This is a genomic window from Duganella sp. 1411, from assembly GCF_017833525.1.
In the GTDB taxonomy this organism is placed as follows: domain Bacteria; phylum Pseudomonadota; class Gammaproteobacteria; order Burkholderiales; family Burkholderiaceae_D; genus Rugamonas.
In genome coordinates this window covers 782,746-801,508 of record NZ_JAFICD010000001.1, presented here as the reverse complement: position 1 = coordinate 801,508, position 18,763 = coordinate 782,746, and the positions used below count along the sequence as shown (strand labels likewise).

The following is an 18,763-nucleotide window of genomic DNA, read 5'->3' as shown; positions in this document are numbered from 1 at the left end:
GCGTCAGAAGGAATAGACCAGGGTCACCGAGGTTTGCGTGTCGGTGTTCTTTTTATCCGCCGGCACGCTGGTGTCGTTGCGGACGCTGAACGCGGCCTTCAACTGCATGGTGTTGTTGATTTTGGTGCGCAGCGCCGTCTCGGCCTGCGAGTGGATGTTCGAGGTGCCCCGTTCGACGGTGAGCATTTGCGAGAACAGGGCGCTCTCGCTCAGGCGCCATTTGAAGTCGGCCGCGCCGCGCACCGTCATGCCGTTTTCGGTTTCGCCGGTCGAGCGCGCGCCGCGGAAGTAGCCCGGACCGATTTCCACGTCCAGCGTCTTGGTCTCCGACTGGTAGATCTGGGTGCCGTAACCGACGCCGATGGTCGAGTAGCGCAGGTAGGCGCCGAAACGGTCGTCGACGTGCGTGGCCAGCGCGAACAGGCGGTCGCGGTCCTGCATCAGCTTATACGCGGCCTTGGCCGACAGCGAGTAACGCTGCGCCGAACGTTCGCGCACTTTTTCGCCGTCGGCGTTGGTGACCTGCTCGTCCTTGAAGTATCCGGCCAGGATGTACTCGTTGCTCCAGTCTGGAAGTTCCTGTTTGGAATCTATCTTGCCGGTAACGGAGGTACCGACGGTGTTGCCGGAGGTGGAGATGGCGCCCAGTTCGGCGGAGGTGCTCCAGCCATACGGGGGATCGAGATCGACGGCGGCGGCATGACCGCAGCTGAGTGATAGCGCTAGCGCGGGGACGAACAGCAATGGTTTCATAGGCATGGAAGGGCGTTGCCGGGCGTGGCCGGCGGTGCGTCATCTTGTTACGGAAGAAGCCGCTATTGTACCCCGACACCGATTGCGTGTGGTTCCGTACAGAGGCGGCCGGGTCAACGGAGGATCATCGCCCCATTAGACGAACGGGGGTACCGATCATGAACACATCGCTGAAATTGACCAGATTGCTGCTGAGCGCGGGGCTGTTCGCCGCCGCCTGCGCCGCCACCACGCCCGCCAGCGCGGGCATCAACCGCTGCGTGGACGCCCAGGGCGGCGTGCTGCTGACCGATACCGATTGTCCGCAGGGCAGCCGGGTGGCGAACGACGAGGTCAGCGCTCAAGTGAGCGACAGCGGCGCCGCCGGGATCATCCTCAACAGCGGCGCCGAGCGCATCGTTCCCGGTGCGCACAGCGCCGCCGAGCTGCCGCGCAGCCGCTGGGCCGATCTTCCCCGGCCGCTGTTGCGCAAGACCGTCGGGCCGGACGCGCTGACCCTGCAGGCCGCGCGCAGCACGCTGCAGATGCAGGACGAGTTGCGCCGCAACGGCCGCGTGGCTTCGCGCTAACCGCGTGGTTTCGGGCTAACCGTTAGCCGGCGAACGCCGTGCCGGCCGCGTAGGCGGTCAGCGCCTCGGCCAACGCGGCGAAGGTGGCGGCGCACGCGGGGTTGGTGCGCAGATTCTCGTGCATCGCCAGCCAGGTGTCGAGCGGGATCGTCAGCAGGTCGGGCAGCAGCCGCACCAGCGCCGGATCGCGCTGCGCCAGGCGCACCTGGCAGATGCCGATGCCCATGCCTGCGCGGATCGCCGACAGATGTACCAGATCGCTGTCGCTGCGCAGCGCGGCGCGGCTGGACGCCAAGCCGGCAAGCAGCGGCGCGAGCTTGCGGGTGAAGGCGTTCTCCGTGTCGACGCGGATCAGCGCATGGCCTGCCATGTCTTCCCAGGTGCGCGGCGTGCCGTGCCGCTCCAGATAATCGCGGTGCGCGTGCAATCCCAGATCGATATTGCCGATGCGGCGCGCCACCAGCACATCCTGCTCGGGGCGCTGCATGCGCACGGCGATATCGGCGTCGCGCCTCAATAGATTCTCGATGCGGTTGGAGAGCGACAGTTCGACCGTGATGCCCGGATGGCTGTCCCGCAGGCGCGCCAGCATCGGCGTCAGCACCTCCACTCCCATCGCCTCGCTGGCCGTCACGCGCACGCTGCCGGTGATGGTGTCGTCGACGCCGCGCCCCCGGGCCGAGGCCGCGCGCAGCAGCGCGGCGGAGGTGGCGGCCAGCGTTTCCGCGTAAGGCTGCAGCGCCCAGGCGTCGTCGGTGGCGATGAAGCCCGCCTGCGAGCGCGTGAACAGCGACATGCCCAGCGCCTGCTCGAGCGCGTCGATGTGCCGGCCGACGGTGGGCTGGGTCAGTCCCAGTGCTCGCGCGGCGCCGGAAAGCGAGCCTTCGCGCAGCACGGACAGGAAGGAGCGATAAAGATCCCAATTAGGTTCGGCGGTGGTCATACGAAATTGTATAGCGGCTATGCGCCTTTCGGTAATTTTCTTTTAGCTGCCGGTCTCCCACACTGGCTCCATCGACAACCAAATGGAGAACAGCATGGAACAGGACAAAACCGCACTGGTGTTGGGCGCGACGGGCGGCATCGGCGGCGAGGTCGCCCGCCGATTGGTGGCGCGCGGCTGGCGTGTGAAGGCGCTGCACCGGGCGCCGGAACGGTTGGCCGTCGCCGGCGACGGCTTCGAGTGGCTGCGTGGGGACGCGATGGAGCGCGACGCCGTCGTCGGCGCGGCGCGCGGCGTGGGGCTGATCGTCCACGCGGTCAACCCGCCCGGCTATCGCAACTGGGGCGCGCTGGTGCTGCCGATGATAGACAATACCATCGCCGCCGCGCGCGCCGGCGGCGCCCGGGTACTCTTGCCGGGGACGGTCTACAACTACGGGCCGGACGCTTTTCCCGACGTGCGCGAGGACTCGCCCCAGCGTCCGCTCACCCGCAAGGGCGCGATTCGGGTCGAGCTGGAAAAACGCCTGCGTGCCGCCGCCGACGACGGCGTGCGCACGCTGATCGTGCGGGCCGGCGATTTCTTCGGCGCGGGGGCCGGCAACAGCTGGCTGGCGCAAGGCCTGGTCAAGCCGGGCAGGCCGGTAACGTCGATCAGCAACCCGTGCGCCCCCGGCGTCGGCCACCAGTGGGCCTATTTGCCCGACGTGGCCGAAACCATGCTGCGCCTGATCGAACAGGGCGACGCGTTGCCGGCTTTCGCGACATATCACATGGAGGGTCATTGGGATGCCGACGGCACCCGGATGGTGGCCGCCATCGCGCGCGCCGCCGGCCGGCCGGAGCTCAAGGCCAAGGCCTTTCCGTGGTGGCTGGTGAACTTGGCGTCGCCCTTCGTGCCGGTGATGCGCGAGCTGCGCGAGATGCGCTACCTGTGGCGCCAGCCGGTGCGGATGTCGAACGCGCGGCTGCGCGCGGCGCTGGGCGGCGAGCCGCACACGCCGCTCGATACGGCGATGCGCGCCACGCTCGAAGGCATGGGGTGCCTGGGCGGGGAGGTGGCGCCCGCGCCGCGTCAGGTCAGCGCGCGCTGAGGCGAGCCGACGATGTAGCAGTTCTTGCCCGCGTGCTTGGCCGAATACAGCGCCTGGTCGGCGTGGCGGTAGCTAACCGACAGGTCGGCCTGTTTGTCGAATTCGGCGATGCCGATGCTGACGGTGCGCACCGGCAGGTGGGCCGCGCGCACCTCATGCAGCAGGCGCTCGGCGAAGGCGCAGGCGGCCGCCAGGTCGCCGCGGAAGACGACGCCGAATTCCTCGCCGCCGAGGCGTCCGCACAGGTGCCCGGCCGACAGGCGGCCGATGACGGCGGCGGTTTTCTTGAGCACCTCGTCGCCGGCGTCGTGGCCGAGCGTGTCGTTGATCTTTTTAAAATCGTCGATGTCGATCATCAGGAAATGCAGCTCGGGGTGCAGCTGCTGGGCGGCGCGGGCGTCGAGCGTGAACTTGCGGCGGTTGTTCAAGCCGGTGACGCTGTCCTTGAAGGCCAAGGTTGTCAATTCCTTGCGCGCCCGGAAATTGCGCACACGCAGGGTCAGGAAATAGATGTTCAGGTAGATGCCGATGAACAGGCTGCCGCCGACGGCCACCAGCGCCAGATAGAAATCCAACTGGCCCGGCGCGGAGGGGAAGTTGCCCCAGGCCAGGATGAGCCAGATGGCGACCGCGGTGCCGATGTAGTTGACCAGGCCGCTAAACACCGGCGCCGCCGCCAGCGCCATCGCCACGCCGATCGGCAGCACCCAGAACACCGGCTGCGCGCACTGGTCCACGAACAGCCGGAAGGCGACGGCGGTGGTGAGGGCGCCCAGCACGCCGGTGACGATCAGCTGGGTCAGCGAGCGGGCGCGCACCGTCATGAGCAGACTGATCAACATGCCCGGCGCGCCCAGCAGCGCTTGCGCGTGGCCGTTGCCGCCCAGCGCCAACAGCAAGCCGACGGCGCACAGCCAGGCGATCAGTCCGAAGGCCTGGGTCAGGATGACGACCGGATGGCCTTCGGCAAAAAATTGCCGTTGCTGTTCTGGATCACCAATAAAATAGGAATAAGCAAAGAGTTTACGCATGCACTATCACATAGAATTTCCCACGAGTATAAATCTTGTGGTGCGGAAAAAACAGTGATACTGGTGTAAATATGGGCAAAATCGCAGAAGTTGCATTAATTTACGCATAATTACTAAACGGCAATTTCGGCGGCGACCGCTTCAAGGGGTGACGGAATACGTGCGTTTCAGGCAGCGCAGCACGAAGGTCGAGCGGCTGTGCCGCAGTCCGGGCAGCTTGTACAGTTTGCGTCGCAGGAACTCTTCGTAACCGGCCGTGCCGGCCACCGCCACCTTGATCAGGTAGTCGTATTCGCCCGTCAATAAATACGCTTCCATCACCTCCGGTAGCTCGGCCAGCGCCTGGCCGAACTTTTCGAAGATGTCGTCGTCGTGGCGGTCCAGCGTGACCTCGATGATGACCGTGTCCGGATAGCCGAGCGCGGTTTGGCTCAGCAGCGCGGTGTAGCCCTCGATCATGCCGCCTTCCTCCAGCGCCCGCACGCGGTTCCAGCACGGCGTGGTGGACAGCCCAACCTTTTCCGCCAGTTTTGTATTGCTCAGGCGGCCGTCCTGGCGCAGTTCGCGCAAAATGCGGCGGTCGATTTCGTCGATTTCCATGGCTTCGTCCTTGTTGAGATGAATATTCCATGGATTTTACATGCGGCGGGACGATCTTCTGGAGTTGGGGCGAACCGGCGACAATTCAGGAAGCCTATTTCGAGCGCTCCGGGATATTCTGTTGGCATGAATACCGCATACAAAAACTACCGATTTCGCATCGAACCGGATGCCGCCATCGCCACCCTGGAGGCGGCGCTGACCGTCGTGCGCCGCCTTGGCATTGAATTGCGCGACCTGCGCGCCACCGCCGGCGCGCACGGGCTGGAGGTGTCGCTGCGGCTGGCCGCGCCGGAGGGAGACCCGCTGGTGCTGTGCCGCATGCGCCTGCACAACCTCATCGGCGTCCTGGCGATCCGCGAGACGCCTTCGCGGCGCCTACGTGAGGGTGTATTTGATCAGGAAGACGATGGCGATGACCCACACCACCGGCTTGACCTGGCGCGCCTGGCCGGTCAGCAGCTTGAGGCCGGCGTAGGTGATGAAGCCGAAGGCGATGCCGTGCGCGATCGAGTAGGTGAACGGGATCACCAGCGCGGTGATCGCCGCCGGCACGCTTTCCGTGGTGTCGCTCCAGTCGACGTCGACCAGGTCGCGTAGCATCAGGCAGGCGACGAACAGCAGCGCCGGCGCGGTCGCGTAGGCCGGCACCACGCCGGCGATCGGCGCGAAGAACAGCGCGGCCAGGAATAGCAGCGCGATCACCAGCGCGGTCAGCCCGGTGCGGCCGCCGGCCTGCACCCCGGCCGCGCTTTCCAGGTAGGCGGTGGTGCTGGAAGTGCCCAGCATGGAGCCGGCCACGATGGCGCAGCTGTCGGCCAGCAGCGCCTTGTTCAGGCGCTCCATCCTGCCGTTGACCAGCAGGCCGGCGCGGCTGGCCACGCCCATCAAGGTGCCGGTGGCGTCGAACAGCTCCACCAGGAAGAACACCAGCACCACGTTGAACAAGCCCATCGAGATGGCGCCGGCCAGGTCGAAGTGGAACAAGGTCGGCGCGATCGATGGCGGCAGCGACATGAAGCCCTTGAAGGTGTTGCCGCCGAAGAAAAAGCTCAGCACGGTGACGGCGACGATGCCGATCAACAGCGCGCCCGGCACGCGCAGCCGGTCCAGCGTGACGATCAGCAGGAAGCCGAAGATGGCCATCAGCGTGTGCGGATTGTGCATATTGCCGACGGTGACCAGGGTTTCCGGATTGGCCACCACCAGGCCGGCGCTTTTCATCGCGATCAGCGCCAGGAACAGGCCCAGGCCGACGGTGATGGCGACCCGCAGCGAGTGCGGAATGCCGTTGACGATATGCTCGCGCACCTTGAACACGCTGACGACGATGAACAGGCAGCCGGAGATGAACACCGCGCCGAGCGCCGTCTGCCACGGCACGCCCATGCCGAGCACCACGGCGTAGGCGAAGTAGGCGTTCAAGCCCATGCCCGGCGCCATGCCGATCGGATAGTTGGCGTACAGGCCCATGATCAGCGTGCCCAGCGCCGCGGCCACGCAGGTGGCGACGAACACGGCGTCCTTCGGCAACCCGGCGTCGCCCAGGATGGCGGGGTTGACGAAGATGATGTAGGCCATCGTCAGGAAGGTGGTGACGCCCGCGACCACCTCGGTCCGGACATTCGTGCCGTGCTCGGCAAGCTTGAAGAATTGGTTCAGTGACATGGGGCGAAGAATAACACGTACGCGTCCTTGTCTTCGGGATTGCATATTGGACACAAAGGTGTCAAAATGCAAAATCCGCTGCCTGTTTGATACTACTAGTTGCTTCATCGTCACGGCAAACCCTTCAATCCGGCGCCTTTTACCTGTACGGGACCATCGCACCACCATGGAAATCGCCTCATGAAAGCCCGTATCTGGGGCGCGCGCGGCTCGCTGCCGGTGTCGCTGAACCACCGCCATATCCGCGCCAAGCTGGTCGCCGCGCTGGAGGGCGCGATCGGCCGCGACCTCGATACGGCCGAGAAGGTCGCGTCCTACGTCGACAACGACCTGGGCTTCGACGTGCGCGGTACCTACGGCGGCAATTCCAGCTGCGTCGAGGTCGAAGCCTGGGACCCGGCGGCCACCAGCGACCACATCATCCTCGACCTGGGTTCCGGCGCGCGGCCGCTGGCGGGCGCCAAGCTGGCGCGCTACGGCCCGGCCCATCCGCAGACCTACCACGTGTTCATGTCCCATCTGCACTGGGACCACATCATGGGCTTTCCGTTCTTTACGCCGGCGTATATTCCCGGCAACCGCATCGTCATCTACGGCTGCCACGCGGAGCTGGAGACGGCGTTCCGGCGCCAGCAGGAACCGATCGGCTTCCCCGTCGGTTTCGAGCAACTGGCGGCGACCATCGAATTCGTGACCATGGAGCCGGGCGTGCCGGTGACAATCAAGGACGTGACGGTGACGGCCAAGCGCCAGCTGCACCACGGCGATTCATACGGCTACCGGCTGGAGCAGGGCGGCCAGGCCATGGTCTACAGCACCGATTCCGAGCACAAGCTAGACGACGCCGCCGGGCGCGGCGCGTTCGTCGAGTTCTTCCGCGACGCCGACCTGGTGATCTTCGACGCCATGTATTCGCTGGCCGAGTGCGTGTCGGCCAAGGCCGATTGGGGCCATTCGAGCGGCGCGGTGGGCGTGGAGCTGTGCCGGCTGGCCGGGGTGCGCACGCTGTGCCTGTTCCACCACGAGCCGATCTACGACGACGCCCGCATCTCGGGCGTGCTGGCCGAGACGCGGCGCTACGCCGACGCCACCGGCGAGACGCCGCTGGAGGTGGTGTCCGCCTACGACGGCATGGAGATCGAACTGGCGGCCTGGCCGGCGATGGCGTAGCCGTCGCGGCCGTTGTGCTTGGCCGCGTACAGCGCGCTGTCGGCGCGCGCCACCAGTTCGGCGGCCGATTCGCCTTCGCCCGCGTGCAGCGCCAGGCCGATGCTGGTGGTCACGCCCATCAGCGTGTCGGCCACCGTGAACGGCCGCCGGATCGCCTCGACGATCTTGAGCGCCAGGCGCGCCGCCTCCTCGACGTGCGCCACCTGTTCGAAGATGATGATGAATTCGTCGCCGGCCACGCGCGCCACCGTGTCCGAGGCGCGCACGTTGGCGCCCAGGCGCGCGGCGAATTCCCTCAGCACGTCGTCGCCGCCGCCGTGGCCGTGGGTGTCGTTGATGGCCTTGAAATGGTCGATGTCGAGGTAGGCCAGCGCCAGCGGCTGGCGCTGGCGCTTGGCGCGCACGATCGCCTGCTGCAAGCTCTCCTCGAACATCAGGCGGTTGGCGATGCCGGTCAGCGTGTCGCTGCGCGCCAGCTGCGTCAGGCGCTGTTCGATCTCCTTCAGGCGCGTGGTGTCGTGGGTCAGCGAATAGATGCCGACCACGCCGCCGTCGGCGCCCAGCTCCGGCACGAAAGTCGTTTCGAGCGTGTGGACGCCGCCGTCGATCCTGGCCGTGTGCTCGTAGGTGGCGTTGTGGCCACCGAGCGCGCGCTCGAGGTGCGGTTGCGCCAGCGCGTACTGGCCGTTGCCGATGCCCTCGACCAGATGGCGGCCGAGCATCTTGGCCGGGTCCATGCCGAACCAGTGCTGGAAGGTGGCGTTGACGAAGCGGAAGGTGATCGCGTGGTCCAGATAGGCGATCAGCACCGGCAGGTTGTCGGCCAGCGTGCGCAGGCGCTGTTCGCTGGCGGCGATCTTGCGTTCGTACGCCACGCGCTCGGTGATGTCGTGCAGGAAGGCGGTGGCGTGGTAGGCGCCGTCGTGGCGCAGCGCGCCGAGCGACAGTTCGACCGGCACCTCGCTGCCGTCCTTGTGCAGCGCCGAGACCCGCACGCGCGAGTTGATCAGGCGTCCGGCCTGGCCGCCGGCGAAGGCGCGCATGCCGGCGCCGTGCTGGGCGCGCGCCGCCGGCGGCACGATCAGCTCGGCGATGTCGCGGCCGATCGCCTCGTCGCGGCGCCAGCCGAAGCTGCGCTCGGCGGCGGCGTTCCATTTGGTGATGATGCCGCTCGCCTCGCAGCTGACGAAGGCGTCGGGCGCGCGCTCGAGGATGCTGCTGATGAGCGCTTCGCTGTCGCGGATCGACGCCTGCGCCGCCTCGCGCTCGGCCATCAGCTCGTGGAAGGCCACGCTCAGGGCGCCGATCTCGTCGGCGCGGCCGCGCTGCAGCACGCCGATGTCGGCGCGCCCGCCGCGGATGTCGCCGATGTCGCGGCGCAGCCGGCCCAGCGGGCGCAGCATCCACTGCACCGCCACCCACGCCAGCAGCCCGGCCACGGCGGCGAAGGCGCCGGCGGCCAGCATGGCCTTGTGGCGCATGGCGATCATCGGCGCGAACGCCTCCTCCAGCGGGAAGCGGGCGCCGATGATCCAGTCCGTCGCGCGCAGCCGCCTGAACGAATAGATGGCCGGCACGCCGTCGCGCCCGCGCGTTTCGGTCCAGCCCTGGAAGCCCGCCAGCGCCAGTGCGGTGGCGTCGCTGTGGCCGGGGCGCTCGCTGAGGCGCTTGAGCAGCAGCGCCGGGTCGGGGTGGTGCAGCACCACGCCGTCGGCCGTCATCATATAGGTGTAGCCGGTCTTGCCCGGTTTCTGCGCCGCCACCTGTTCGGTGAACGAGGGGCTGGTCAGGTCGATGCTGCCGCACAGCAGCATGATGGCGCGGCCGCCGGCGTCCAGCACCGGGTGCAGCAGCATGATCGCCGGCCGTCCCGTCAGGATGCTTTTGAACGGCGGCGAGATGGCCGGCTTGCCGGCCGCCAGCGCACGCTCGAAATAAGCGTGGGCGGCCGCGCCCGGGTCCAGCGCGGCGACGCCGTCGCCGGTGGTATTGAACAGCATGCGGTCGCGGTTATAGATGTGCAGGTTGAGGAAGCGGGCGCGCGCCACCGGGTGGCGGGCGACGAAGGCCCGCATCCCCTCGGCGCTGGCGCCGTCGCTTTCGGCCACGGTGTCGGCCAGGCTGGCCAGCAGCGCCTGCCTGGCGGTGAACTGGGCGTCGACCTGGGCCGCGGCCGACGACAGCAGCGCGTACTGCTGGTCGCCGATGACGCTTTTCATGTCGCGCTCGGCCAGCACCAGCGCCACCCAGGCCACGGTCATCGTCGCGGCCAGCACGAGCATGACGACGACGCCGGTCATGCGGAACTTGAGACTGCGCGGAAGTCGGGTGAAAACGGCCATGTCGCTCTTTGTGTATGCGATGAAACTAGTATTGCATACCCTGACAGCCAAGACCAGCGGGTACAATCGATGCCGCCGGGGGGGCGACACCAGCCGCCCGCCGGCCTTTACAAGGGATGCGGAGTATGCTGCAAGCGATTTTGTGGGACAACGACGGCGTGTTGGTGGACACCGAACGGCTGTTTTACGAGGCCAACCGGGAATTGTTCAGACCGCTTGGCCTGGAGTTGACCGAGCAGCACTTCTTCGACCTGTACCTGGCCGACAACTGCGGCGCCTGGCATTTGCTGCAGCCGGCCCTGGGCGCGCAGCGCATCGTCGAGCGGCGCGCGCAGCGCGACCGCGACCACGCGCGGCGCCTGGCGTCCGAGCATATCCCGGCCATCGACGGCGTGGCCGAGGTGCTCGCCAGCCTGGCGCCGCGCGTGCGCATGGGCGTGGTCACCAGTTCGCTGCGTGAACACTTCGACATCATCCACAGCCGCTTGCCGTTGCGCCGGCACTTCGAATTCGTGCTCACGCAGGAATCCTACGCCAACAGCAAGCCGTCGCCGGAACCGTATTTGCTGGGGCTGGAGCGGCTGGGCGTGGCGGCGGCCGACGCGCTGGTGGTCGAGGATACGCCGCGCGGGCTGCAGGCGGCGATGGCGGCCGGCATCCGCTGCATCGTGGTGCGCGGCGCGCTCACGCGCGGCCACGATTTCGCCGGCGCCTACCGGGTGGTCGACTCGATGCCGGCGTTGCTGGCCGAGATAGAAGCGCTGTTGTCGGCGCAAGACCGACAAGCGTAACAGCGATGCGGCGTGGCAGCCGTGCGACATCCGCGGCGGGCTTTCAGTAGCATGGCCTTTCAAGATGCCGATCATGTTCTGACGAAAGGAGTCCATCATGCCCCGAGGAGCAAGCCCCAAGCGCGAGCACGAGTACAAGGAGCTGGAACACAAGTTCGAACAGGAAGGACGCTATCCCGGCCGCGAGGAGGAGGTGGCGGCGCGGATCGTCAACAAGCAGCGGGCCGAGGCCGGCGAGACCAAGCAGCCGGCCGGCCGCACCGGCACCGGCCACCGCCGGCGCAACACCACGCGCCGCAACAAGGCGTCGTAAGGCGTTGTCAAAATTTTCACCCAAGGGGTGGAAAACAATGTAAAATGACAAGCAGTGTTAAAGCAATGGAAATATAAAACAAGGCCTCTGGTAGGGCGGATGTTTTGAAAGGGTCGAATCCTGACGGGTTCGGCCCTTTTTGTTTGGGCTCTTTTGGTTTGGCGCGCGGTCCGCTAGAATGCCGCCTCCAAAATCTGCCCTAGGGAAATATGAATTTGTTGCAACGAAGCATGGCCGCGACGGCCATCGCTTGCGGCCTGCTCGGCCTGTCCGCTTTTTCTTCCGTCGCGCTGGCCATGCAGGCCGGCTGCCCCTCCCACTACTACGATGGCCGGCTGCCGGAGATCGACAACCGCAAGATGGCGGTGTCGACGACCGAGCTGTGCTACGGCGTGTTCGGCGTCATGCACTCGGGCGTCACGCGCACGCCGCTGTGGTCGGCCGAGCACCTGACCGCCGGCAACCTCGCCGCCGCCAAGACCTTGTCGCGCGAAAACAGCTTCCACGCCGAGCCGCGCCTGCCGCCCGGCGCGCGCGCCGAACTCGACGATTATGAGCGCAGCGGTTACGACCGCGGCCACATGGCGCCCAACGGCGACATGCCGGACCGCCGCACCCAGCACGAGAGTTTCACGTTGGCCAACATGGTGCCGCAGGACGCCGAGAACAACCGCCACCTGTGGGCCGGCATCGAGGCCGTGGTGCGCAAGCTGGCGCAGAAGGAGGGCGACCTGTACGTCATCACCGGCCCGGCGTTCATCGGCCGCGACCTGCAAAAAATCGGCAACGTGCTGGTGCCGACCCATCTGTACAAATTGGTGTACAGCCCGCGCCAGCGCGCCGGCGCCGCCTTTTTCGTCGAAAACCGGGCCGGCGCGGCGTACCAGACGATGAGCGTGGCGCAATTGGAAAGCAAGGTGGGCATCGATCTGTTACCGTCGTTGTCGACGGGCGAGAAGGCGGCGCTGCTGCCGCTGCCCAATATCCGGCAACGCAAGGAAAGGAATCGGCAATGAACAGTTTTGTCCCGTATGCCAACGCGTCCGACGTGCTCAACATCGGCCGCCTGACGATCGAGAACCGGGTCGACCGGGTCACCCTCAGCGGCGACGTCGACCTGACCGCCGACCGCGCCGGCCTGGCCGACGCCCGGGCGCTGCACCGGCTGCTGGGCGACGTGGTGGCGGCGCTGGAGGCGCGGGAGTTGCCCGAGCGGCTGCCGGCGCCGGCCAACCAGACGGTGGCCAATCCGTTCGAGTAAGCCCGGGGCCGCCGTCAGCCGGCGGGTTTTTTGACCGCCTCGATGATGGCCGCCGCCAAGTCGCCGTCGGCCGACGGCAGGCTGATGCGGTTGCGGCCCATGTGCTTGGCGCGGTAGAGCGCCGAGTCGGCCGCCGCCACCAGCTGGCTGGGGTCGTTGTCGGGCGCCGCCAGCGCGGTGGCCGCGCCGATGCTCACCGTCACCACATGGCGCTCGCTGCCCAGGTTGGGCAAGTGCAGCTGCTCGACCCGGCAGCGGATGCGCTCGGCGACGATGGCCGCCCCCTTGAGCGCCTGGTTGGGCAGGATCACGGCGAATTCCTCGCCGCCGTAGCGCGCCACCAGGTCGTTGGTGCGCATCTCGCTGGCGACGGCCTTGGCGATGCGCTGCAGGCATTCGTCGCCGCCCAGGTGGCCGTAGGCGTCGTTGTATTGCTTGAAGTTGTCGACGTCGACCATCAGCAGCGACAGCGGCTGTTGCTGGCGCAGCGCGCGCTGCCACTCGGCGTGCAAGGTGTTGTCGAAACAGCGGCGGTTGGCCAGGCCGGTCAGGCCGTCGCGCGTGGCCAGCTGTTCCAGCGCCACCTGCGCGCATTTTTCGTCCGTGACGTCGCGCAGCGTCTCGATCACCGCCATCAGCTTGCCGTCGTTGTCGACCACGGGGCTGGCGTCGGCGGCCAGGTAGCGGCGGCGGCCGATGCGCGGCATGTCGCACCAGTTCTCGGCGCGCAGGTTGGCGTCGGGGCCGACCCGGCGCGCCGTCTGGCCCGGGCGGGACGGTTCGGCGCCGCGGCCCTGGATGACCAGGTCGGCCAAGGTGGTGCGCTGATCGTGGTAAAAGCCTTTCCAGTGGTCGGCGGTGCCCAGCACCTCCCAAGCCTCGACACCGGTCAGGCGCTCGCAGGCGCGGTTCCAGATGACGACTTTGCCGTGGCAATCGAGCACGAACGTCGGAATGACCAGCAACTCCATCATTTTGAGCGCGAACCCGTGCGGCTGGTCCGCCGGCGGGTATTCCATCACATGCTGAATCTTGGGCGTGTTGTTCATGACTGCCTTTGCTGGAGATCGATACTGCTGAGCCTGGATAAGGGGGGGCGTGCGCCTGCTACTGCAGCGGCAGCGACATCGTCAGCGCCGTGCCCATGCCCGGGGCGGTGGCGACGTCGAACTGGCCGCCGGCTTCCGAGACCCGTTCGGCCATGCCGCGCAGGCCGTTGCCGCCGCGCGCCGGCGCCTGCGCCGCGCCGATGCCGATGCCGTTGTCGCGCACCGTCAGGCTGAGGCGGTCCTCGGCGCGGCGGATGCCGACCGAGACCTGCGACGCCTGGGCGTGGCGGGCGATGTTGCTGAGCGACTCCTGCAGGATGCGGTAGACCACCTTGTCCATGCCGCCGCCGACGACCTTGCCGTCGGTGGCGATGGCGTCGGCGTCGAGCTGGCAGGCGATGCCGCTGAGGCGCGAAAACTGCGCCACCTGCTGCTCGACCGCGCCGCGCAGGCCTTCGCTCAGACCCTCCGGCTGCAAATCGCGTACGATGGCGCGCATCGAGCGCAGTGTTTGCGCGACGCGCTCGTCGACTTTTTGCAGCGCCTCCTTCAGCGCCGGATGCTGCTCGGCCAGCGCGCCCAGCTCGAAGCTCATCGCCAGCAAGTGCTGGCCGAGGTCGTCGTGCAGGTCGCGGGCGATGCGGCGGCGGTCGGCGTCGCGCAGCGATTGCTGGCTCTTGCTCAGGTGGCAGACCTGGCGGCGGGTGTCGGCCAGCGCCTGCTCGGTCAGCGCGCGGCTGCCGCGCTCCTGCGCCAGGTGGGTGCGCAGGCGCGCCTCGATCCGGCCGAAGGCGCTGCGCTCGCGCCGTTGCCGCCACAGCAGCAGCACGGCGAGCCAGGCCAGCACGCAGGCGCCGGCGACGACGATATCGATCTGGATGACTTGCGGTACGTGGCTCATGGTGTATCGTCCCCTGTAGGCGGGCGCCGGTCCGGCTGCACCTGTCGGTTGCATGAAAGACGTCGCCACCCAGTGAAAATACCTTGGTTGCCTCAGAGCAGCATTGTGCAAAGTCAACTTCTACCGGAAACCGGCGAAAAGTGTCGCGTGGGATATAATTGAGGGTTGTCCAATCAGGAACTATCGTGACTTACAGCATCAAAGAGATTTTTTACACCCTGCAGGGCGAGGGCGCGCACGCCGGCCGTCCGGCGGTTTTTTGCCGTTTTTCCGGCTGTAACCTGTGGACCGGCCGCGAGGCCGACCGCGCCAGCGCCGTCTGCCAGTTCTGCGACACCGATTTCGTCGGCACCGACGGCGAGGGCGGCGGCAAGTTCAAGACGCCCGAGGCGCTGGCGGCCACCATCGACGCGCTGTGGCCGGCCAGCCATCCGGCCAGCAAGTACGTGGTGTTCACCGGCGGCGAGCCGCTGCTGCAGCTGGACCCGGCGCTGATCGCTGCCATGCACGCGGCCGGTTTTACGATCGCGATCGAAACCAACGGCACCTTGCCGGTGCCGGACGGCGTCGACTGGATCTGCGTCAGCCCCAAGATGGGCTCGACCCTGGTGGTGACCCGGGGCAGCGAGATCAAGGTCGTCATTCCGCAGACGGGACAGGACCTGGCCGCCTACGAACAGCTTGACTTCGAGCACTTCTATGTGCAGGCGATGGACGGCCCGCTGGCCGCGTTCAACACCAAACTGGCGATCGAGACCTGCAAGCGCAATCCGAAATGGAAGCTGAGCCTGCAAACCCATAAACTTTTACAAATACCCTAAGAAAAGATGTCATGCTGACTATTACCCGCAAGCTGGAATTCGACGCCGGCCACCGCATTCCCGACCACAAGAGCCAGTGCCGCAACCTGCACGGCCACCGCTACACCTTGGAAATCACCCTGACCGGCAACATCATCACCGCCGAGGGCAATTCCGACAACGGCATGATCATGGACTTTTCCGACATCAAGGCGCTGGCCAAGGAGCATCTGGTCGATGTCTGGGACCACGCCTTCATCGTCTACGAAAAGGACGCCGCCGTGCGCGATTTCCTGGCGACCCTGCCGGGCCATAAGACGGTCGTCATCGACCGCATTCCCACGGTGGAAAACCTGGCCCATGTGGCGTTCGCCATCCTGAAGGCGGCCTACACCGACCGCTACGGCACCGGCCTGCACCTGCACAAGCTGGTGTTGCACGAGACGCCCAATTGCTGGGCCGAGATCACCGATGCCTGAGGCCATGTCCGATGATTTCATGCGGCTGGCGCTGGAACAGGCGCAGCACGCGTGGGATCTGGGCGAGGTGCCGGTCGGCGCCGTCGTCGTCAAGGACGGCGTGGTGATCGCGCGCGGCTACAACCAGCCGATCGGCAAGCACGATCCGACCGCGCACGCGGAAATCGTCGCCCTGCGCGCGGCCGCCGAGGCGCTGGGCAACTACCGCCTGCCGGGCTGCGAGCTGTACGTGACGCTCGAGCCGTGCGTGATGTGCTCCGGCGCGATGATGCACGCGCGCCTGGCCAAGGTGGTGTACGGCGCCACCGATCCCAAAACCGGGGCCTGCGGCTCGGTGGTCGACCTGTTCGGCCAGGAGCGGCTCAACCATCATACCGAGGTCAGCGGTGGCGTCATGGCCGACGCCTGCGGCGCCATGCTGAAGCGTTTTTTCGCGGCCCGCCGCGCCGCCGCGGCCGCCGCCCGGCGCCCCGCCGTGGAATAGGCGTCCCCGGGGGCGCGCACGCGTTTCCAGACCACGGCAAAAATGGTATGCTCAAGCCACGACGCGCGCCGCGTCGATGGCACCACCATCAGCCCCCCTGGGAGACCGCTTTGGCCACCGTAAAAGCAAACGGCATCACCATCAGCTACGAAGCCAGCGGCAATCCGCGCGACACCCCCGTGTTGCTGATCATGGGACTGGGCATGCAGTTGATCTCCTGGCCGCAAGACCTGGTCGACGGCCTGGTGGAGCAGGGCTATTACGTGATCCGCTACGACAACCGCGATATCGGCCTGTCCAGCAAGTTCGACCAGTTCCGCAAACCCAACCTGATGCTGGCCTATCTCAAGTCGCTGGTCGGCTGGCGCCAGTCGCCCGCCTACACCTTGCACGACATGGCCGATGATGCGCGCGGCCTGCTCGACGCGCTCGGCATCGCCCGCGCGCACGTGGTGGGGGCGTCGATGGGCGGCATGATCGCGCAGATCTTCGCGTCGCGCTTCGCCGGGCGCACGCTGAGCCTGACCTCGATCATGTCCAGCAGCGGCCGCCGTGGGCTGCCGGGGCCGACCGCGGCCGCGCGTGCGGCGCTGATGCGCGGGCCGGCCAACGGCGGCGACCGCAAGGCCGTCATCGACCAGGCCGTCGCCGTGTTCCGCACCATCGGCAGCCCGTCGTTTCCGACGCCGGAGCGCGTACTGCGCGGAAATATCGAACGGGCGCTCAACCGCAGCGTCGACCCGGCCGCAGCCGGCATCGCCCGGCAAATGGTGGCCGTCGTCGCCTCCGGCGACCGCACGCCGCTGTTGCGCAAGATCGCCTGTCCGGCCATGGTCATCCACGGCGCCGCCGATCCGCTGGTGCCGCTGGCCTGCGGCATCGACACGGCCGAGGCCATTCCCGGCGCCAGGCTGGAGGTGATCGAGGGCATGGGCCACGACTTGCCGCCGCAGTTGATCGAGCGCTTGCTCGCCTTGCTCGACAACCATCTGCGCGGTAATATGACGCCCGATATCGCCCCGCTGATCGCGCGCCGCGCCGGCAGCGGCACCCACCAACAATAGAATAGCCCATCCTTTGAAGACAAATAACATCGGCATCGCGATCGTTGCCCCGGGCGGCGCCGCGCCCGACGCCCGCGCGCTGACCGCCGGCATCGCCCGGCTCGAGCAACAAGGTTATCTGGTCCATAATTATTACGACGACGAGCGGCGCCACCTGCGCTTCGGCGGCACCGACGCCGGCCGGCTGGCCCAGCTCAACGCCGCCGCCGCCGATCCGGACGTGCGGGTCGTGATCGCGCTGCGCGGCTCGTACGGCATGAGCCGGCTGTTGCCGGAGATCGACTTCGGCGCCATGGCCGCCAGCGGCAAGCTGTTCGTCGGCTACAGCGACTTCACCGCGTTCCAGATGCCGCTGATGAAGCAGACCGGCCGCATCAGCTTTGCCGGGCCGATGATGTGCGACGACTTCGTCCGCGAGGAGCCCGACGCCTACACCATCGGCCAGTTCTGGGATTGCCTGCGCGGCCCGACCCACAGCGTGCGCGGCCAGGTGGCCGACGGCCGCGCCGACAATCCGCTGGTCGATGTCGGCGGCAGGTTGTGGGGCGGTAATCTGGCAATGATGGTCAGCCTGCTGGGCACGCCGTTTTTCCACGCGCTGGCCGACGGTATCGTGTATATCGAGGACATCGCAGAGCATCCGTACCGGATCGAGCGCATGGTGCTGCAGTTGTTGTATGCCGGCGCGCTGGACGGCCAGCGGGCGCTGGTGCTGGGGGACTTCTCCGGCTATCAATTAGGCGCGCTGGAAAACGGCTACGACTTCGAGACGATGCTGGCCTATCTGCGCCAACGGTTGCCGATGCCGGTGCTGACCGGGCTGCCGTTCGGCCACATCAAGCGCCGCGCCACCTTGCCGTACGGCGGCATGGCGCGGCTGGTGTCGGACGCGCGCGGCTTCGATCTGAGCATCGGCGACTATCCGACCTTGTAATCACTGGATGCGGCGCACGCGCGGCGGCTGCTTGGCGCCATCGACCTCGAAGAAGATGGTGCCCAGCGCGTTGCGGCTCAGGACCACCTTGGGATTGGTGCGCTCCATGAACCATTCGGAGCTGCCGTCCACCACCCGCCAGACCTGGCCGTTGGCCAGCTTGAACTGGGTGGTCGGGCCCCAGCCCTCGATCTTGCCGACCACGGTGCTCTCGATCGATTTCAGGTCGGCGGTTCTGTCCTTGGCCATCGTGTCGAGTCCGAAGCCAGCCTCGGTGTTGGCCGCCGGTGCCGCCGGTGCCGCTGCCGGCGCCCCGGCGACCGCGCGTGGAGCCGGCGCGGCGGTCGCGCCTGGAACGGCTGCGCCTCCTTCCACCCTGGCGGCGGGCGCCACCGGTATCGCGTCGTAGCACGCGACACGGGCGGCGGCATCGGCGATGGTGCGGCAGTGGAGCAGGGCGCGATCATCGGCCAGCGCGGAACCGGATATTGCCAGCAAAACAAGCAAAGCTTTCATCG

21 protein-coding genes are annotated in these 18,763 nt (G+C 67.2%); 12 read left to right on the top strand and 9 right to left on the bottom strand.

The genetic code is table 11. The features are described from left to right. Positions 1-3 precede the first annotated feature (3 nt). On the bottom strand, positions 4-753 hold the full coding sequence (locus tag JOD97_RS03115) for a YdiY family protein (RefSeq protein ID WP_209717115.1): 750 nt from the start codon (positions 751-753) through the stop codon (positions 4-6). Positions 754-911: 158 nt separating this feature from the next. Here JOD97_RS03115 and JOD97_RS03110 point away from each other — a divergent pair, with 158 nt between their 5' ends. Next, positions 912-1,322 (top strand): DUF4124 domain-containing protein, encoded by a 411-nt coding sequence (locus JOD97_RS03110; protein WP_209713179.1) that lies wholly within the window; start codon positions 912-914, stop codon positions 1,320-1,322. A 22-nt stretch (positions 1,323-1,344) separates the two neighbouring features. Here the strand turns inward: JOD97_RS03110 and JOD97_RS03105 are convergent, their stop codons facing one another. Then, positions 1,345-2,265 (bottom strand): LysR family transcriptional regulator, encoded by a 921-nt coding sequence (locus JOD97_RS03105; protein WP_209713177.1) that lies wholly within the window; start codon positions 2,263-2,265, stop codon positions 1,345-1,347. Between the two features lie 94 nt (positions 2,266-2,359). Between JOD97_RS03105 and JOD97_RS03100 the strand changes: the two genes are divergently transcribed. Then, positions 2,360-3,358 (top strand): NAD(P)H-binding protein, encoded by a 999-nt coding sequence (locus JOD97_RS03100; protein ID WP_209713175.1) that lies wholly within the window; start codon positions 2,360-2,362, stop codon positions 3,356-3,358. Here the strand turns inward: JOD97_RS03100 and JOD97_RS03095 are convergent. The 3 genes from JOD97_RS03095 to JOD97_RS03085 all read right to left on the bottom strand — a co-directional run bounded on the left by JOD97_RS03095 (position 3,340) and on the right by JOD97_RS03085 (position 6,657). Further along, positions 3,340-4,389, bottom strand: coding sequence for a diguanylate cyclase (locus JOD97_RS03095; RefSeq protein ID WP_209713173.1), 1,050 nt, complete (start codon positions 4,387-4,389; stop codon positions 3,340-3,342). The two genes, JOD97_RS03100 and JOD97_RS03095, sit on opposite strands and share 19 nt — an antisense overlap. A gap of 141 nt (positions 4,390-4,530) precedes the next feature. Further along, positions 4,531-4,989 (bottom strand): Lrp/AsnC family transcriptional regulator, encoded by a 459-nt coding sequence (locus JOD97_RS03090; RefSeq protein ID WP_209713171.1) that lies wholly within the window; start codon positions 4,987-4,989, stop codon positions 4,531-4,533. A gap of 378 nt (positions 4,990-5,367) precedes the next feature. Then, positions 5,368-6,657: an NCS2 family permease gene (locus JOD97_RS03085; RefSeq protein ID WP_209713169.1), complete on the bottom strand. Its 1,290-nt coding sequence runs from the start codon at positions 6,655-6,657 to the stop codon at positions 5,368-5,370. Positions 6,658-6,837: 180 nt separating this feature from the next. Here JOD97_RS03085 and JOD97_RS03080 point away from each other — a divergent pair, with 180 nt between their 5' ends. Beyond that, a complete protein-coding gene (locus tag JOD97_RS03080; RefSeq protein ID WP_209713167.1) occupies positions 6,838-7,827 on the top strand; it encodes an MBL fold metallo-hydrolase in 990 nt (329 codons plus the stop codon). Here the strand turns inward: JOD97_RS03080 and JOD97_RS03075 are convergent. Next, on the bottom strand, positions 7,779-10,169 hold the full coding sequence (locus JOD97_RS03075) for a diguanylate cyclase domain-containing protein (protein WP_229264164.1): 2,391 nt from the start codon (positions 10,167-10,169) through the stop codon (positions 7,779-7,781). The genes JOD97_RS03080 and JOD97_RS03075 overlap by 49 nt on opposite strands. Positions 10,170-10,294: 125 nt before the next feature. Between JOD97_RS03075 and JOD97_RS03070 the strand changes: the two genes are divergently transcribed. The 4 genes from JOD97_RS03070 to JOD97_RS03055 all read left to right on the top strand — a co-directional run bounded on the left by JOD97_RS03070 (position 10,295) and on the right by JOD97_RS03055 (position 12,534). Next, a complete protein-coding gene (locus tag JOD97_RS03070; RefSeq protein ID WP_209713165.1) occupies positions 10,295-10,960 on the top strand; it encodes an HAD family phosphatase in 666 nt (221 codons plus the stop codon). A gap of 97 nt (positions 10,961-11,057) precedes the next feature. Continuing rightward, a complete protein-coding gene (locus tag JOD97_RS03065) occupies positions 11,058-11,273 on the top strand; it encodes a hypothetical protein (protein ID WP_209713163.1) in 216 nt (71 codons plus the stop codon). 209 nt (positions 11,274-11,482) lie between these two features. After that, the gene (locus JOD97_RS03060) at positions 11,483-12,289 is read left to right on the top strand and encodes a DNA/RNA non-specific endonuclease (RefSeq protein WP_209713161.1); all 807 of its coding nucleotides are present in this window, start codon (positions 11,483-11,485) and stop codon (positions 12,287-12,289) included. Further along, positions 12,286-12,534 carry a hypothetical protein gene (locus tag JOD97_RS03055; RefSeq protein ID WP_209713159.1) on the top strand — a complete coding sequence of 83 codons (249 nt, stop codon included), beginning with the start codon at positions 12,286-12,288 and terminating at the stop codon, positions 12,532-12,534. Before JOD97_RS03060 ends, JOD97_RS03055 begins: the two co-directional genes overlap by 4 nt. Positions 12,535-12,548: 14 nt before the next feature. Here JOD97_RS03055 and JOD97_RS03050 read toward each other — a convergent pair whose 3' ends face one another. Together JOD97_RS03050 and JOD97_RS03045 are read right to left on the bottom strand one after the other, a co-directional pair. Beyond that, a complete protein-coding gene (locus tag JOD97_RS03050) occupies positions 12,549-13,583 on the bottom strand; it encodes a diguanylate cyclase (protein WP_209713157.1) in 1,035 nt (344 codons plus the stop codon). A gap of 58 nt (positions 13,584-13,641) precedes the next feature. Beyond that, a complete protein-coding gene (locus JOD97_RS03045; RefSeq protein ID WP_209713154.1) occupies positions 13,642-14,484 on the bottom strand; it encodes a sensor histidine kinase in 843 nt (280 codons plus the stop codon). Between the two features lie 185 nt (positions 14,485-14,669). Here JOD97_RS03045 and queE point away from each other — a divergent pair, with 185 nt between their 5' ends. The 5 genes from queE to JOD97_RS03020 all read left to right on the top strand — a co-directional run bounded on the left by queE (position 14,670) and on the right by JOD97_RS03020 (position 18,245). Further along, positions 14,670-15,305 carry a 7-carboxy-7-deazaguanine synthase gene (gene queE / locus JOD97_RS03040; RefSeq protein WP_209713152.1) on the top strand — a complete coding sequence of 212 codons (636 nt, stop codon included), beginning with the start codon at positions 14,670-14,672 and terminating at the stop codon, positions 15,303-15,305. Between the two features lie 11 nt (positions 15,306-15,316). Beyond that, positions 15,317-15,763: a 6-carboxytetrahydropterin synthase QueD gene (gene queD, locus JOD97_RS03035; RefSeq protein ID WP_209713151.1), complete on the top strand. Its 447-nt coding sequence runs from the start codon at positions 15,317-15,319 to the stop codon at positions 15,761-15,763. Further along, a complete protein-coding gene (tadA, locus tag JOD97_RS03030; RefSeq protein WP_209713149.1) occupies positions 15,756-16,247 on the top strand; it encodes a tRNA adenosine(34) deaminase TadA in 492 nt (163 codons plus the stop codon). The genes queD and tadA overlap by 8 nt, the downstream gene beginning before the upstream one ends. Positions 16,248-16,357: 110 nt before the next feature. Then, positions 16,358-17,311 (top strand): alpha/beta fold hydrolase, encoded by a 954-nt coding sequence (locus JOD97_RS03025; protein WP_209713147.1) that lies wholly within the window; start codon positions 16,358-16,360, stop codon positions 17,309-17,311. Between the two features lie 13 nt (positions 17,312-17,324). After that, on the top strand, positions 17,325-18,245 hold the full coding sequence (locus JOD97_RS03020; RefSeq protein ID WP_209713145.1) for an LD-carboxypeptidase: 921 nt from the start codon (positions 17,325-17,327) through the stop codon (positions 18,243-18,245). Here the strand turns inward: JOD97_RS03020 and JOD97_RS03015 are convergent, their stop codons facing one another. Beyond that, complete coding sequence (locus tag JOD97_RS03015) at positions 18,246-18,761, bottom strand: hypothetical protein (protein ID WP_209713143.1); 516 nt, start codon at positions 18,759-18,761, stop codon at positions 18,246-18,248. Positions 18,762-18,763 lie beyond the last annotated feature (2 nt).

Bases quoted from the DNA above. Each gene is read 5' to 3' on its own strand.
- queD (WP_209713151.1), top strand. From the start codon at position 15,317: ATGCTGACTATTACCCGCAAGCTGGAATTCGACGCCGGCCACCGCATT.
- JOD97_RS03115 (WP_209717115.1), bottom strand. From the start codon at position 753: ATGAAACCATTGCTGTTCGTCCCCGCGCTAGCGCTATCACTCAGCTGC.
- JOD97_RS03105 (WP_209713177.1), bottom strand. From the start codon at position 2,265: ATGACCACCGCCGAACCTAATTGGGATCTTTATCGCTCCTTCCTGTCC.
- JOD97_RS03045 (WP_209713154.1), bottom strand. From the start codon at position 14,484: ATGAGCCACGTACCGCAAGTCATCCAGATCGATATCGTCGTCGCCGGC.
- tadA (WP_209713149.1), top strand. From the start codon at position 15,756: ATGCCTGAGGCCATGTCCGATGATTTCATGCGGCTGGCGCTGGAACAG.
- JOD97_RS03060 (WP_209713161.1), top strand. From the start codon at position 11,483: ATGAATTTGTTGCAACGAAGCATGGCCGCGACGGCCATCGCTTGCGGC.
- JOD97_RS03015 (WP_209713143.1), bottom strand. From the start codon at position 18,761: ATGAAAGCTTTGCTTGTTTTGCTGGCAATATCCGGTTCCGCGCTGGCC.
- JOD97_RS03050 (WP_209713157.1), bottom strand. From the start codon at position 13,583: ATGAACAACACGCCCAAGATTCAGCATGTGATGGAATACCCGCCGGCG.
- JOD97_RS03075 (WP_229264164.1), bottom strand. From the start codon at position 10,169: ATGGCCGTTTTCACCCGACTTCCGCGCAGTCTCAAGTTCCGCATGACC.
- JOD97_RS03110 (WP_209713179.1), top strand. From the start codon at position 912: ATGAACACATCGCTGAAATTGACCAGATTGCTGCTGAGCGCGGGGCTG.
- JOD97_RS03100 (WP_209713175.1), top strand. From the start codon at position 2,360: ATGGAACAGGACAAAACCGCACTGGTGTTGGGCGCGACGGGCGGCATC.
- JOD97_RS03070 (WP_209713165.1), top strand. From the start codon at position 10,295: ATGCTGCAAGCGATTTTGTGGGACAACGACGGCGTGTTGGTGGACACC.
- JOD97_RS03065 (WP_209713163.1), top strand. From the start codon at position 11,058: ATGCCCCGAGGAGCAAGCCCCAAGCGCGAGCACGAGTACAAGGAGCTG.
- JOD97_RS03055 (WP_209713159.1), top strand. From the start codon at position 12,286: ATGAACAGTTTTGTCCCGTATGCCAACGCGTCCGACGTGCTCAACATC.
- JOD97_RS03085 (WP_209713169.1), bottom strand. From the start codon at position 6,657: ATGTCACTGAACCAATTCTTCAAGCTTGCCGAGCACGGCACGAATGTC.
- JOD97_RS03090 (WP_209713171.1), bottom strand. From the start codon at position 4,989: ATGGAAATCGACGAAATCGACCGCCGCATTTTGCGCGAACTGCGCCAG.
- JOD97_RS03095 (WP_209713173.1), bottom strand. From the start codon at position 4,389: ATGCGTAAACTCTTTGCTTATTCCTATTTTATTGGTGATCCAGAACAG.
- JOD97_RS03080 (WP_209713167.1), top strand. From the start codon at position 6,838: ATGAAAGCCCGTATCTGGGGCGCGCGCGGCTCGCTGCCGGTGTCGCTG.